This is a genomic window from Sulfuricurvum sp., assembly GCF_049305995.1.
Classification (GTDB): domain Bacteria; phylum Campylobacterota; class Campylobacteria; order Campylobacterales; family Sulfurimonadaceae; genus Sulfuricurvum.
Map to the genome: position 1 here is coordinate 1 of NZ_JBAQPS010000182.1, position 14,148 is coordinate 14,148.

General features: G+C 42.9%; 14 protein-coding genes. 10 read left to right on the forward strand and 4 right to left on the reverse strand.

Translation table 11 applies throughout. The features are described from left to right. Positions 1 to 147: 147 nt before the first annotated feature. The 3 genes from thyX to rsmA all read right to left on the reverse strand — a co-directional run bounded on the left by thyX (position 148) and on the right by rsmA (position 3,959). Positions 148 to 768, reverse strand: a complete 621-nt coding sequence (gene thyX, locus WA010_RS06215) for an FAD-dependent thymidylate synthase (protein ID WP_422556277.1) — start codon at positions 766 to 768, stop codon at positions 148 to 150. Positions 769 to 943: 175 nt separating this feature from the next. Continuing rightward, positions 944 to 3,094, reverse strand: coding sequence for an RNase J family beta-CASP ribonuclease (locus WA010_RS06220; protein ID WP_422556278.1), 2,151 nt, complete (start codon positions 3,092 to 3,094; stop codon positions 944 to 946). A 76-nt stretch (positions 3,095 to 3,170) separates the two neighbouring features. Next, on the reverse strand, positions 3,171 to 3,959 hold the full coding sequence (rsmA, locus tag WA010_RS06225; protein WP_422556290.1) for a 16S rRNA (adenine(1518)-N(6)/adenine(1519)-N(6))-dimethyltransferase RsmA: 789 nt from the start codon (positions 3,957 to 3,959) through the stop codon (positions 3,171 to 3,173). A 109-nt stretch (positions 3,960 to 4,068) separates the two neighbouring features. Between rsmA and hisF the strand changes: the two genes are divergently transcribed. The 6 genes from hisF to rlmN all read left to right on the forward strand — a co-directional run bounded on the left by hisF (position 4,069) and on the right by rlmN (position 8,701). Then, positions 4,069 to 4,830, forward strand: a complete 762-nt coding sequence (gene hisF, locus WA010_RS06230; protein WP_422556279.1) for an imidazole glycerol phosphate synthase subunit HisF — start codon at positions 4,069 to 4,071, stop codon at positions 4,828 to 4,830. Between the two features lie 56 nt (positions 4,831 to 4,886). Next, on the forward strand, positions 4,887 to 5,189 hold the full coding sequence (locus WA010_RS06235) for a nucleotidyltransferase family protein (RefSeq protein WP_422556280.1): 303 nt from the start codon (positions 4,887 to 4,889) through the stop codon (positions 5,187 to 5,189). Beyond that, a complete protein-coding gene (locus WA010_RS06240; protein ID WP_422556281.1) occupies positions 5,179 to 5,556 on the forward strand; it encodes a DUF86 domain-containing protein in 378 nt (125 codons plus the stop codon). Before WA010_RS06235 ends, WA010_RS06240 begins: the two co-directional genes overlap by 11 nt. Positions 5,557 to 5,899: 343 nt before the next feature. Further along, the gene (locus WA010_RS06245) at positions 5,900 to 6,985 is read left to right on the forward strand and encodes a restriction endonuclease (RefSeq protein ID WP_422556282.1); all 1,086 of its coding nucleotides are present in this window, start codon (positions 5,900 to 5,902) and stop codon (positions 6,983 to 6,985) included. Positions 6,986 to 7,095: 110 nt separating this feature from the next. Further along, positions 7,096 to 7,632 (forward strand): purine-nucleoside phosphorylase, encoded by a 537-nt coding sequence (locus tag WA010_RS06250; protein ID WP_422556283.1) that lies wholly within the window; start codon positions 7,096 to 7,098, stop codon positions 7,630 to 7,632. After that, a complete protein-coding gene (gene rlmN, locus WA010_RS06255) occupies positions 7,625 to 8,701 on the forward strand; it encodes a 23S rRNA (adenine(2503)-C(2))-methyltransferase RlmN (RefSeq protein ID WP_422556284.1) in 1,077 nt (358 codons plus the stop codon). The genes WA010_RS06250 and rlmN overlap by 8 nt, the downstream gene beginning before the upstream one ends. A 188-nt stretch (positions 8,702 to 8,889) precedes the next feature. Here the strand turns inward: rlmN and WA010_RS06260 are convergent, their stop codons facing one another. Beyond that, positions 8,890 to 9,696: a M23 family metallopeptidase gene (locus tag WA010_RS06260; RefSeq protein ID WP_422556285.1), complete on the reverse strand. Its 807-nt coding sequence runs from the start codon at positions 9,694 to 9,696 to the stop codon at positions 8,890 to 8,892. Positions 9,697 to 9,765: 69 nt separating this feature from the next. Between WA010_RS06260 and WA010_RS06265 the strand changes: the two genes are divergently transcribed. The 4 genes from WA010_RS06265 to WA010_RS06280 all read left to right on the forward strand — a co-directional run bounded on the left by WA010_RS06265 (position 9,766) and on the right by WA010_RS06280 (position 13,840). Further along, entirely contained in the window at positions 9,766 to 11,025 is a 1,260-nt protein-coding gene (locus tag WA010_RS06265) for an NAD(P)/FAD-dependent oxidoreductase (RefSeq protein ID WP_422556286.1), read from the forward strand. Positions 11,026 to 11,174: 149 nt separating this feature from the next. Beyond that, a complete protein-coding gene (gene cbiB / locus WA010_RS06270) occupies positions 11,175 to 12,038 on the forward strand; it encodes an adenosylcobinamide-phosphate synthase CbiB (RefSeq protein WP_422556287.1) in 864 nt (287 codons plus the stop codon). Beyond that, positions 12,035 to 13,381, forward strand: a complete 1,347-nt coding sequence (locus WA010_RS06275) for a cobyric acid synthase (RefSeq protein WP_422556288.1) — start codon at positions 12,035 to 12,037, stop codon at positions 13,379 to 13,381. Before cbiB ends, WA010_RS06275 begins: the two co-directional genes overlap by 4 nt. A gap of 48 nt (positions 13,382 to 13,429) precedes the next feature. After that, positions 13,430 to 13,840, forward strand: a complete 411-nt coding sequence (locus WA010_RS06280; protein ID WP_422556289.1) for a hypothetical protein — start codon at positions 13,430 to 13,432, stop codon at positions 13,838 to 13,840. Positions 13,841 to 14,148 lie beyond the last annotated feature (308 nt).

Below are 14,148 nucleotides of genomic sequence, written 5' to 3' on the forward strand. Positions count from 1 at the left end.
GCGACACTCCTCAAAATCGGCTTTAATACGCTCTTGTGTTTTCCCCACAGGACAGATAACGCCGTTTAGTGCAACTTGTTTTTCAGCACATCCGCTGAGTAATATGATCGTGGCAATAGCACCTAAAAATAAAGATGTTTTCATAATTTAATGTTCCTCTTTGAGTGAATTTTCGAAGAGATAGCGGTGATCTTCTGGAAGGGTGTTGTAAACCATGTTGGCTAAATCACGAATCTCCCATAGAGCGGCTTTGTCACTTCGGAGCGCAATAAAGTTTTGCAAACTTCGTGCATTAATCGACCATGTAAGTTCTGTCTTATAGCTCTCTGGAAGGCAGTATTTCGCACGGTCATTGCTAATCCCCTCTACCAGTACCAATCGGAGATTTTCGAGGGCTTTGATGCTCATCTGATCAACTATCTCAACTCCGCTCATGACTAAGTACTTAGAAGCTCGTTCCAAATCATTAATAGTATAAGATTTTTCGTCTTTGAGTTCTTTAAGAGTATAGCGTGTGCTTTTCACACTTAAAGAAGCCATACGATGACGTGCAAGCTCTTGGAGCAAGGCACGGCTGATCCCTTCGATATAGAAGTTGTATACGAGATGCTCCAACGTAGAGGCGTGTTTGAATTTATTACCGACGCGATCGATCAGATCACGATCTTTTTCGCCGCCGTTATCGCTTTTGTCAAAGCTTTGCCAACATGTACGGATAGCATCGGAACAAATTACAAGGGGTGTATAGTGATGTAGGGTTACTTTCATGGCAGTATCTTTGTTAAAGTTTGAGAGAGTATAGCGAAGATGGGATTAAAAAAAGAATATTCTTCTAAGAGGGTTCATGGTTCGACCAGCTCACCACGAACGGCATAATCTCCGTTCACCCTGAGCTCAAGGAAACATCGCTTCGCGAGCGGTACCCTTGTTTTGTCGAAGGGTGTTACATCACGAAAACGTGTGGAACGATAAGAGGATATTTTTTCATTTTGCGGTAAATGTGTTTACGTACTACTTGACGTAAATCATTTTCCAGTGCTTTCGGATTTTCGATAAGCCCCGGCTTCAAGTTGATCAAGAAGTGCTCTAACACGTCTTCCATCTCTTGGGCAAATGCTTTGTCATGGCGATCAGCTACGAGCCCGAAGCTCGTTACGAGAGGTTTGGAGAGGAGACGTGATTCTGCAGCACTCACTTGAGCTACCAACATAACCATCCCCTCTGATGCCATTTTTTGACGATCGATAACAATATCATCTTCAATTTGATGGTTGTTTTGGTTGTCAATATAGGTTTTACCCGTTTTAACAGTTTTAGCTTTACGTATCATCTTGGTGTTCACTTCGATAGAGTCACCATCACTCATAAGGAGGATATTACGCTCAGGAACACCACAAGTAATCGCTGTATCTTTGTGTTTCATAATGTGGTTGTACTCACCGTGAACGGGGAGGAAAAATTTCGGATTGGTAAGGCGAAGCATCAGTTTTTGCTCTTCCATACTCGCGTGTCCTGAAACGTGAATGTCACGGTCATTAGCAACACGAGCACCGGCACGTTGGAGATAGTTGAGCATCCCTGAAATAGAGCCTTCATTACCCGGAATCGCACGAGCAGAGAGGACGATCAAATCGGTTGGTTTGATTTTGATGTGGCGGTGTTCGCCGATCGCCATACGGAACAATGCAGAGCTTGGCTCTCCTTGGCTTCCTGTGGTAACGATTAGAACATCTTTATCGCTCATGCGGTTTGCCTCTTCGGCATCGATGAAGATATTTTTTGGAATTTTGATGTAATCGTATTGCATACACACTTCAAGGTTACGCTCCATAGAACGACCGATTACACACACTTTACGGTTGTATTTAATCCCTGCCAAAATAGCTTGGTAGACACGGTGGATATTGGAACTAAAGGTGGACATAATGATACGACCTTCAGATTTAGAAAAAATACGATCAAATCCCGGTGCTACCGTAAGCTCACTCGGTGTCCACTCTTTGTTATACGAGTTGGTTGAATCACTTAAGAGACAAAGAACCCCTTTTTCACCGTAATGGGCGAGGCGGTGCAAGTCAGCCGTATAGCCATCTACCGGAGTGTGGTCAATTTTAAAGTCACCCGTATGGATGATAGTTCCTGCCTTAGTCGTAATCGCCAATGAGCTAGAATCGATGATCGAGTGGGTCATGTGCATCCATTCGATGTCGAAATCGTTTCCGATGCGATAAACCTGACGTTTGACGATCGGGTTGAAATAACGGCGGAAATCACGCATGTGATGCTCGTCAAATTTGTTTCCGATCATCGCCAACGGAAGAGGTGTTCCGTAAATCGGGAATTGCATCTCTTTGAAGAAATAAGGGACTCCGCCGATGTGGTCTTCGTGGGCATGGGTAATGATGATCGCTACAATTTTTTTGCGAATTTCACGCAAATAGGTGAAATCTGGGACGAGGATATCAACTCCGTGCATCTCTTCATCGGGGAAACTCATCCCGATATCGATGATAATCGCTTCATTTTCGGTTTCAATAACCGTGATGTTACCACCGATTTCGCCAAGCCCGCCTAGTGGGGTGATACGAACTTTATCGTTGTTATTGAGGTCAAGTTTAAAATGGGGATTGAGACGACTTTTGTGTGCGTCTTGATTTTTCATTACAAAATCGCGTAAGTTTCCATCAATCGGTGCACTTGGTGATCCACGGCGTCCACCGCGTCCGCGATCTCGTCCAGAGCGGTTTGGTTCTGCATCGGTCGCATTTTCTGACCCCTCTACACGGTCGGTGCGTGGAGGACGGTTATCTTGACGCGGAGGTCTGTTATCAGTGCGTGGAGGGCGATTTTCATCACGTGGAGGACGGTTATCTTGACGCGGAGGTCTGTTGTCGGTACGCGGAGGACGATTTTCATCGCGCGGAGGTCTGTTATCGGTACGCGGAGGGCGATTGTCTTCACGCGGCTCGTTCACCGATCCCTCTGCACCCTCAGGGCGGTTGTTATTTCGACTGCGGAAAGGACGGCGGTTATTTCGACGTTGGCGATTTTCCCCTTGCGGTTGTGTCGCTGATTCTGTTTGTTCATCGGACATAGTATTTTCCTTCTGTACGCACTAGGGCGCAATGTATGTTTAGTTATGTTTGAATGCTCTAGAATGCTCAGAAAAATTATTTTATAAGAGCGTAGAGCCGGTGAAAGTCAGAGGTGTTCAGCTGATGAGGTCGGATGGAGCGTTCTAGTTCAAGCGTTCCAAACGCTTCAATTAAAGAGTCTCCATCATAGCGCGAGGAGAGATTTTTGTGGAGGGTTTTACGGGGCTGTGTAAAGGCCGCTCGTAAAAATTCTTCAAACCCTTCATCATTACGATTCGACCGTTTAGAAATGAGCAGTACGGACGAATCGACTTTGGGAGCTGGCTCGAATGCACTAGGGGGAACGCTTAACACGATCTCCGCCTCAGCCACACTCTGCGTAATCACGCTGAGCGCTCCAAAAGCTCTCTCTCCAGGTGTAGCAGAAAATTTTTCCGCTACTTCACGCTGTATCATGACAAGCAAGTTTCGGCACGCCGGATCGGCGAGGGCTTTTAGGATGATGTTAGTCGCGATGTAATAGGGCAAATTCGCCACTAAATCGTACGGTTCATCCAAAAGCTCACTCTTCCAATGCTCTAACACGTCTCCACAACGGAGTTCAAGAGTATTGGTACTGATAGCATCGGCAAATTGGTGCTTCAAATGCTTGCACAAGTCGGTATCGACCTCAAAAGCGGTAACACTTTTGACATCAACTAAATACTTAGTTAAATCACCTAATCCAGGCCCGATTTCTGCGATACGGTGAGGTGTATCGGGCATCGATTGGATGATTTGGGCTAAAACAGCTTCATCTTTTAGAAAATTTTGGCCAAATTTCTTTTTGGCAATCTTGGAACGATCTTGTTGCATTGTAACCATTGTACCCAATAAAGAGTAAATCCCCTATTAAAAAATAAAGTGCCCCCCTTTATCGTTACCTTTGGTAATCAAAGTTATAATTTCATAATGATTGCGCACAAGGTATCAAATGGATAATTTTTTTGCAAAACGGATTATTCCGTGTCTCGATGTCAAAGACGGTCGGGTTGTTAAGGGTGTCAATTTCGTCGGACTTAAAGATGCAGGTGATCCCGTTGAAGTCGCCAAACGGTACAATGAAGAAGGGGCGGATGAACTCACATTCCTCGATATTACCGCATCTCACGAAGAGCGGGATACGATCGTCCACATCGTAGAGCAGGTGGCAAAAGAGGTTTTTATCCCTCTCACCGTAGGCGGAGGAATACGCGTCCTGGATGATATTTATAAACTTCTTGCCGTCGGGTGTGATAAAGTAAGTATCAACTCTGCGGCGATCAAGCGTCCGGAGTTTATCAACGAAGGTGCCAAGCGTTTTGGCTCTCAGTGTATCGTCGTCGCTATCGATGTGAAGCGCACGGGCGATCAATACAACGTCTATCTCAACGGCGGTCGGGTCGATACGGGGACCAACGCCTTTGAGTGGGCAAAAGAGGTTGTGGATCGCGGAGCGGGGGAGATTCTCCTCACCTCGATGGACGCGGACGGCACCAAAGCGGGATTTGATCTCTCCATCACCGAGCAGATCAGCCGCGCCGTCAATGTTCCCGTAATCGCCAGTGGCGGTGCAGGGACGATGGAACATATCAAAGAGGCGTTTGAACATGGTGCCGATGCGGCATTGGCGGCGAGTATTTTCCATTACAAAGAGATTGACATCATGGATCTCAAACGCTACCTATCGGCTAACGGGATTCCGGTACGACTCTAAGGTTTTCAATGTGCTATAATTGACCCTATAAAAGTTATGAGAAAAAGGGGGATATTGTGACGACGAATATTAAGAAATCAGATATTTTAAACTACCTTTTACAACATTTTCAAGAGTTCAAAACAAAATACGATGTCGAGCAAATAGGGTTGTTTGGAAGTTACGCACGTGACGAAGCCAAAGAGAACAGCGACATCGATATTTTTGTCAAAATGAAACCCTCGTTATTTGATATGGTCGCGATCAAAGAACAGATCGAAAATGATCTGCACAAAAAAGTGGACATTGTCCGTGAACATAAACACATGAAGCCGCTCTTTTTAGAGATGATCAAACGAGATGTGATCTATGCACAATGATCGACTTTTGATACTGCACTCTACCCTCGAAGATATTATCACCTCGTTAAAACTCATCCAACAACGATTTCAAAGTATCAAAAGTGCGGATGACTTTCTCAAAGATGAGCATGGGCTTGAAAAACTCGATAGTATTTCGATGCGTCTCATCGCCATCGGGGAGGGTTTTAAAAACGTCGATAAACTCACCGATTTTCAGCTTTTGGAAAAATACCCCCAAATTCCGTGGAAACAAGTCAAAGGGGTTAGAGATATTTTGTCACATCACTATTTCGATCTCGATGCTGAAACCATTTATGAAATTTGTGCGAATGAGATTGATGGATTGTTAAGTGTGACGATGACGATATTGGATGAAGTGAAATAGGAGAAGCAAATGCAAACGAGTTGCACTTCACAGAGCGATTCTAGTGCTTCTTTGAAATTGCGAGATAATATGACCCTTACAAACTTGGCTAATTCCGAATAATTCAAAAATTGTATGAGATGAGGTTATATTTACAGTAGAACAACAAGTTATTTTACTTTTTTAAATCTTAGCCAATCGTGCCAAAAAAAGTTCATTTTCAGCTCATTAGGAACTGCCTTTCAATATTTTTCTTATAATAAAATGATGTCTATTTTAAGGATTTCGAAACCACTGATAGAAGTTTTATACAATAAAACATGAAGCTATAATTAGCTAATGTTATTCAAATAAAAGGATTAAAATGCTATTTTTTGTGTCTATTTTATTGGTGATTACTATAGTTTTTATTGTAAAACTTGAAAAGAAAATCACGATACTTGAAGGATACAAAAAACTTTATAATGATGCTTTAGAGGAACTCAAAGCAGGTTCTACATTATTGCCAAGTTTAATTAGATGGCATGATAATTTGAAACATTTTGAAGATGATAGTATTGTTACTGCATTAGTACAAAAAAGACGTCCTGCATATAAAGCAGCATTAGAGATTAAAAATGCAAAAGCTGAAGCACGAGAAGCAAAAAAAGAACTGGAATTAGCACGGAATAGAGTTCAACTTTATGAATCATTAGCACCATGGTTAATAGATTATACGGATATTTCGCTAGAAGATATGCTTTTATCACTACATGAAGAAAAAATGAGAGAGCAACATGAATTTGACGAAGAAATAGATCCCGTATCAAAATATATTAGCCGTTCTGAATGGCAACAACTTACACCTTCCGATAGAAATCAACTTGCTCTTGAACGATATAAAGATCCAAAACGAAAAAAAAGCTTATGGGAAGTTGGAATTGAATACGAAAGATTTATTGGATACACATTTGAGCAAAAAGGTTATACCGTACAATATCATGGTGCATTAAATGGCAAAGAAGATTTAGGAATAGACCTTATTTGTGAAAATGACAGACACATATTAATTGTGCAGTGTAAAAGATTATCACGTGACAAAGCGATTCCAGTAAGAGAAAATGTTATAGCACAAACATATGGTACTGCACAGCATTATAAAATGAAAAAGAAATGCAAGAAAGAGGTAGCCCCTGTAATTATTACTACTTATGAACTATCAAACGAAGCGATGAACTTTGCGAAATATCTTGGAGTACAGGTTATGAACGACGTACAAATCCAAGAATACCCAAGGATAAAATGCAATATTTCTAACAATAATAAAGAAAAAATTTATCATCTACCGATGGATCAACAATATGATAAAGTTATTATTGGTGATGTGGATGGAGAATTTTATGCATGGAATGTTAAAGAGGCAGAAAATAATGGGTTCAGACGCGCATATAAATGGAAAGGAACAAAATAGCAATAAAGCAAAAAAGCTTTTTCATTACTTTAACAAACCAACATGCGAATCAAATCAAGCTCTAAATCTAAAAGTAGTATTCTTCGATTTACTAAACAATAAGGTGTGTAATGATTCTCTGTGCCGGCAATAACGAGACGTTTGATTTTGCAATACCGATAGGGGTGGGGCTGATCGACAGTGCGATCAATCTCACCCGCCATTGTTTGGTTCACAAGCCCGAATTTCTCCTCTTCGTCGGGAGTGCGGGAAGTTACGGTGAACATAAAATTAACGATATCATCGAGTCTAAAACCGCCGCTAACATCGAGTTAGGATTTTTGGACAAAAGTGCCTATACACCAATCGATAACGTCATCTCTGCACAAACGGAAGAAATCAAAGATGTTATGGTCAACTGCTCAAACTACATCACGACGAGTGAGAGAGCAATGGTGCAAATGAGAACGCTGGGGATGGGGATTGAAAACATGGAGTTTTTCAGCGTTATGCGGGTCGCTCAGATATTCGGTATCCCAGCCGGGGGGGTGTTTTGCATCACTAACTACTGCAATGCGAACGCCCACCGCGACTTTATCGCCAATCATGGCTTTGCGAAAGTATTGCTCCGTGAACATCTCAAAGAAAAAGGGTTAATTCGTGGCTAAGAAGTGTATTCTCGACTACACCAAGACGGAACTCGCTAATTTGGTGAAACCCTCCTTTCGCGCCAAACAGATTTGGGGATGGGTTTATCATCAGTATGCGACAAGTTTTGAGACAATGGCGAATCTCCCCAAAGCGATGCGCGAAGAGCTAAGTGCTGAGTATGAGATTATGCCCCTCAAAATCGCCCGTAAAGAGTGCTCCACCGATGGGACAATCAAATATCTCTTTGAATTGAGTGACGGTAAAACAGTCGAGACGGTGTGGCTCAAAATGAAAGATGAGTCCATCGATGATGAGGGGAACATCGAACACGAAGCGCGCTTTACGGTGTGTGTCTCGACACAGGTAGGGTGTAAAGTAGGATGTTCCTTTTGTCTCACCGCCAAAGGTGGATTTACCCGTGATTTGAGCGCGGGTGAGATCGTTGCGCAGGTGTTGGCGGTGAAGATGGATAACAATCTCGCCGCCCATCGACGGCTTAATATCGTCTATATGGGGATGGGGGAGCCGCTTGATAACCTCGATAACCTCGCGAAAGCGATTACGATTCTAAAAGATGAAGAGGGGCTGTCGATTTCAGGAAAACGGCAAACCGTCTCTACCAGCGGATTGAGTTCGAAGATCGACAAACTGGGGCAGATGGATTTGGGGGTTCATATCGCTATTTCGCTCCATGCAGTGGATGATGAACTCCGTAGCGAATTGATACCTATGAATAAAGCGTATAATATTGCCTCTATCATCGAAGCGGTAAAGCGGTTTCCGATTGATACCCGTAAACGGGTGATGTTCGAGTATCTCGTCATCAAAGGGAAAAACGATGATTTGATCTCGGCGAAAAAACTGGTTAAGTTATTGCATGGAATTAAGTCCAAAGTGAATCTTATCTTTTTTAACCCCTATGAAGGGTCTGATTATCAACGCCCGACTCGCGCCGATATGGTGGCATTTCAGGAGTATCTGATAAAACACGGAGTATTGTGTACGATTCGTGATTCTAAAGGGCTAGATATTAGTGCAGCGTGCGGACAGCTAAAAGAGAAAGAGTTAACTAAAGAGGTAGTTTAAAAAGCGCGGCTTACTGCGCGTGAGCTTCCCGCTGAGGGAAACATAGTGTTAACGTAGCTATCGGGACGTGTTCCGATGGCGTTTGAAAGGAAAAATATGTCGGGAATGGATTGGTTTCAAGTTGGATTTTTAATAATAGTTGTGGGCATAGGATTGGGCGGCTTTATTTGGGCTGCCATGAAAAAAGATTAAAATAGTGCATTGATTTGATTGATTAGATGGAGAGGGTCGCTTTGGAGACCTAATACCATGAGTCCAAAATGTAGATGAGGTCCGGTGATCCGACCTGTTGCTCCGGTTAGTCCGATGATTTGTCCCCTCTGGACGCTCTCTCCCACTTTAACATCATATTGGCTCATGTGAAAATAGCAGCTATAAACCCCCTCTCCATGATCGATGATGACGGTTCCTCCAGCGTAATAACGATCTTTGACCAACACTACGACACCATCATTGGTCGCGCAGATGGGTAGTGGTGTACGGGCACGAAAATCGACCCCTCCGTGATAACTCTTTAAAACACCGTTATAGGTGCGTGCTGAACCATAAAGACTCGTGATATTGCTCTCCATCGGATAAATAAAAGGTTTGTTCCAATAACGCGTTGGAGTAATGGTGTTATATATTTTTTCGGCTTCCGCTTTTTCATTAGAAATTCGTTGCAGTGCTTCGGGCGGAGGGGTAACTTTAGAACTCTCAACGATTAAAACTTCGGTAGGATAATCAAAGGAGTGGATATCGATCGGTATCTCTAATTCCCCAAAGGAGGTAATCCATTTAGCTTTAATCTCTTGAGGAGTTGTATGATAATCTGTTGGAATAATGGCAATTCCAAGAGCCAAATTGCTAGGGTGAGGGAGTACGGTGATATTGCGTTCACTCATGATTAGTGTCCCTGATGCGCAAGAGAGCGGGAGAACTAAACTTTTTCCGTTATACCCCTCGATCCCCCATAAAGATACTATAGTGGTCAACAAAACAAACCAAAAACGCATAAAACTCCCTGAAACTTTACATGATGCTATTGTAGCATCTCATAATAGACAACGCGATATAATACACTTATGAATACAATAGCGATTATCGGCGGCGGAGCAAGCGGACTTATGGCGGCACTCTTTGCTGCACGCGCAGGCTCAAACGTCACAATTTATGAGCATAACAATAATGTGGGTAAAAAGATATTAGCTTCCGGTAACGGACGGTGCAACATCATCAATACCACCGCCTCGCACGAGGATTACGCGGGAGTTGATCCTCAGTTTGTCACCTATGTACTTAAACAGCTCTCCTTTGCCTATTTTGAACAATTTTGCCACTCCATAGGGCTATTACTCGACATCAAAGAAGACGGAAGATGCTATCCTCTCTCGAATGAGGCCAAATCGGTACTGATCGCCCTCAAAAGCGCAGTGAGCGGAATGGGGGTAAAAATCATCACCGATTCTAAAGTAACTGCCATTACGAAACATGATTCGTATTTCAACGTCCAAACCAATCATGATAAACAACGTTATAACAAAGTTTTAATAGCAACAGGAAGTGAAGCAGCACCCCAACTGGGTGCAACAACAGATGGCTATAGCTTTGCACGCTCACTTGGACATGAGATTATTCCTACCTATCCAAGCCTTGTACAGCTTCATCTAAATTCTAAAAACCACCACAAAATGGCAGGGGTCAAAACAACCGCAAAAGTGAGCCTCATTATCGACGGTAAAGTTAAAGAGAAAGTTGTAGGCGATATCCTCTTTGCTAATTATGGAATATCGGGTTTAGCAATCCTTGACATTAGCCAAAAGGCTTCATACGCGCTAATGCACCAACAACGCGTTAGTATAACGCTCAATTTTCTCCCTCGCTATGATAAAACAACCCTTATAAATACGATTGAAAAGCTATTTGCTTCTGTTCCAAAACATGACGTTCATACCGCTCTTTGCGGTCTCATTCCCGCCAAAATAGCTACCTATCTCCTCGAAGATACCGCTATTAAAAACACAACTGTATCCGCATTAAATCTCAAAGAGATCAAAAAAATTGCCCATCTCATCGGTGAATGGAAGTTTGAGGTAATCGATACCCACGGTTTCAAACATGCTGAAGTGAGCGGAGGCGGAGTCAGTACAGTACAGGTCAATAACAAAACAATGGAATCAAAACTAATAGAAGGACTCTATTTTGCAGGTGAAGTTTTGGATATCGTAGGACGTCGAGGGGGTTATAATTTTAACTTTGCGTGGGCTAGTGGGATGATTGCAGGGAAAGAAATGGGGAAATCTCATAGCACTATTGAGTACAGTTCCAAAAGAAAATACCCTTAACAGGTTCAGCACATTTTCAATTCGAGGTTATCCAAGAAGTCTACGTTATTAACGTATATGAAATCATTCTGTGATAAGATAGCTTCAGCTATTATTTCAAATTTATACAAAATATTTAAATAAAATTTGATCCTCTCTAAAGACTCATCATGTATTTTGATATCGCTCTCATCGCCTACCTCACCGACCGCATCTTCGGCGAGTTCACATTCATCCGTCACCCCGTTGTCCTCATGGGCGATTTTATCACCGCCTTTCAAAAGCACTTTTACCGTGACACGATAGCGCGCGGTTTTTGGCTCGTGTTTTGGTTGTTAGCCGCCGTGTTAGCTCTCGTCACTCCGATCTCGCTGATCGATAATGTATGGGTATTGGGAATCATCGCCTCGAGCGGGATCGCGGGGAAGATGCTCTATGAGAGTGTCCAAAACGTGTTGAATGACCCGCAATCGATCCGCTATCTCGTCAGCCGAGACACCGAAAATCTAAGCAAGAGCGATATCAACAAAGCCGCCATCGAGACCTATGCCGAAAATCTCAGCGACGGGGTGATCGCTCCGCTGTTTTATCTGTTAGTTTTTGGTTTGGTCGGGCTATTTCTCTATAAAGCGATCAATACTCTCGATTCGATGGTGGGGTATCGGAACGAAAAATATGAGAAATTCGGCAAAGTAGCGGCACGATTGGACGATATCGCCAATTATATCCCCTCACGCATCACGGCGGTGCTGATATTGATCCTTTTCGGCAAACTCGGAAAGCTCCCACAGACATGGCATTACGCGGCATTACATGAAAGTCCCAACGCGGGATATCCGATAGCAGCGATGGCACTCTCGCTCAATGTATCGCTCGGAGGGGCAACATCGTATTTTGGAGTGATAAAAAACAAACCTTATTTCGGTGAAGGGAAGCGGGAAATCAGTGATGAGGATATTCGTAGCGCATTAGCTCTTCAGTGGAAACTCGATACCCTTGTGATTATAGTACTAGCGGCGGGAGTTATGGTATGAAATCGATCTCTATTTTCGGAACCTCCTCCGATGCGGGGAAATCGACCCTCACGTTTGTGATCGGCAGGCTCCTGCAAGAGCGGGGGATCAATGTCGGGGTGTTCAAAGCCCAAAACGTCTCCAATAACTCTCATGTTTGCGACGACGGCTCTGAGATTGCTATCGCCCAGTATTTTCAAGCCGAGGTATTGGGTATTCCGACGAGCTATCATCTCAATCCCGTGTTGCTCAAATCGGGACACGGTAATAGCGCCTCGCTGATCGTAAAGGGGCACGTTGTCGCCGACAAAGAGGTGCGGGAGTACTATCGTGATCTCGATTCTTTAAAACCCGCCGTGGACGAGTGCTTCGAGTATCTGAGTGAACGTTATGAGTGTCTCATCTGTGAGGGGGCGGGGAGTCCCGTCGAACTAAACCTGATGGACAAAGACCTCTCCAACATCTACATTGCCGAAAAACAAGATACGAAGATCATCCTCGTCGCCGACATCGAACGCGGAGGGGTTTTTGCCTCAATCTGGGGGGTCTATAATCTCCTCCCCGAACAATTACGGAAGAATATCATCGGAGTGATCGTCAATAAATTTCGAGGAGATCGAAGCTTGTTTGATGATGGGGTACGTATCATTGAAGAGCGCTTCGGTATTAGCGTCCTCGGCGTCCTCCCCTATGCCCCGCTCAACCTCGGATTCGAAGATAGCCAAAGCCTCAAAAATTTCGTCCAAAACAAACCCAACCCAGTGAAAAAGATCGGGATCATCAACTACCCCACGATGAGCAACTATAACGATTTCGAACCCCTTATCGCCGATGAGACAATCGCAGTCGAGTTTATCACCACTAACATCGTGTTAGAGAGTTATGAACTCGTTATCCTCCCTGGAAGCAAACGGGTGATCGAGGATTTGCGATGGCTCAAAAAAACAGGGCTATTTGAGGCACTCAAAGCGCGACACAAAGAGATACTAGGGATTTGCGGCGGGTATCAGATGATGTTTGAAACCATCATCGACGAGGGGGGCGTCGAAACGGCGGAACCGAGTCGCGAAGAAGCTCTCGGATTTATCGATGATGTGATTGTGTTTCAGCGGGATAAAGTGCTCAAAAAAGGGAAATATGAGATCTTTGGCCGCGCGATAAACGGGTTTGAAATCCATCACGGAGTGAGTGAAAAATATCCCCTTTTCTACGAAAAAGAGCACATCAAAGGGACGTTTGTACATGGACTTTTTGATGATGAAGCATTTGAAGCGTACAAGAAAAAAACGATTGATGGTTTTATAGCTACGATGAGAGATGAGATCGATGTGGAGCGCGTGATCGAGAACATAAACGCGGTATAATTAAATTCTATTATTTTGAAGTTATTGACGGAGAAGTGAGGGTAAAAAATGACTCAAGAAGAACAAGCTATTTTATTCAACTTTGTTGATACGATGGAAAAGGAAGGTCATACAGTTGAACTTGTACGCATTACTTTTACCGACTCTGAACGAGAGACAATCAATAAGCAATACAACACAAAAATCACCAATGAAAAAATGGAAGAAATTTTAAATAGACTTTTATCACACGAATATATTAAACATACTACTTTCGGTGGCGAACAATTTTCAAATTTAAAACTTACACTCAAAGGTCTTGGAATAGTTAATTCCATACGCAATAAAGATGAACAAAAAAAACAAAAAAGTTATCTTAAAAAAGCTTCTGACTATGTTGAAGAGCACAAAGGACTTTTTTTAGCTTTTGGGTTTGTGGTAACTTTAATTACATTGATTTTAAATTTTAAAGGCAAATGATCATGCAAGAGAATTACACTATAACTCTTACTTGTTTGTTCTGCGATTCGCCATTGCCTAAAGAGGAAAACCAAACATTTCACTCTGGTGATCTTATCAAATGTAAGAATTGTGATCAGGATAATGACTATGATAGCTTAATTGCAATCGCAAAAGAAAAAGGGATCGAGATTGTAAAAGGTGATTTACATAATGAGATCAAAAAAATGTTTAAGAATTTTGGAAAATGAAACAAACTTGAGCTTCAATAATAGCCATGGCTGTAAAAGCCATAGATTTTTAGCCTTTTGGAGGATACGGATCTCTCC

What these genes read in the sequence shown, in the direction of transcription:
- cbiB (WP_422556287.1), top strand. Translation starts at nt 11,175, where the DNA reads ATGTATTTTGATATCGCTCTCATCGCCTACCTCACCGACCGCATCTTC.
- WA010_RS06240 (WP_422556281.1), top strand. Translation starts at nt 5,179, where the DNA reads ATGCACAATGATCGACTTTTGATACTGCACTCTACCCTCGAAGATATT.
- hisF (WP_422556279.1), top strand. Translation starts at nt 4,069, where the DNA reads ATGGATAATTTTTTTGCAAAACGGATTATTCCGTGTCTCGATGTCAAA.
- WA010_RS06250 (WP_422556283.1), top strand. Translation starts at nt 7,096, where the DNA reads ATGATTCTCTGTGCCGGCAATAACGAGACGTTTGATTTTGCAATACCG.
- WA010_RS06220 (WP_422556278.1), bottom strand. Translation starts at nt 3,094, where the DNA reads ATGTCCGATGAACAAACAGAATCAGCGACACAACCGCAAGGGGAAAAT.
- WA010_RS06260 (WP_422556285.1), bottom strand. Translation starts at nt 9,696, where the DNA reads ATGCGTTTTTGGTTTGTTTTGTTGACCACTATAGTATCTTTATGGGGG.
- WA010_RS06280 (WP_422556289.1), top strand. Translation starts at nt 13,430, where the DNA reads ATGACTCAAGAAGAACAAGCTATTTTATTCAACTTTGTTGATACGATG.
- rsmA (WP_422556290.1), bottom strand. Translation starts at nt 3,959, where the DNA reads ATGGTTACAATGCAACAAGATCGTTCCAAGATTGCCAAAAAGAAATTT.
- thyX (WP_422556277.1), bottom strand. Translation starts at nt 768, where the DNA reads ATGAAAGTAACCCTACATCACTATACACCCCTTGTAATTTGTTCCGAT.
- WA010_RS06265 (WP_422556286.1), top strand. Translation starts at nt 9,766, where the DNA reads ATGAATACAATAGCGATTATCGGCGGCGGAGCAAGCGGACTTATGGCG.
- WA010_RS06275 (WP_422556288.1), top strand. Translation starts at nt 12,035, where the DNA reads ATGAAATCGATCTCTATTTTCGGAACCTCCTCCGATGCGGGGAAATCG.
- WA010_RS06245 (WP_422556282.1), top strand. Translation starts at nt 5,900, where the DNA reads ATGCTATTTTTTGTGTCTATTTTATTGGTGATTACTATAGTTTTTATT.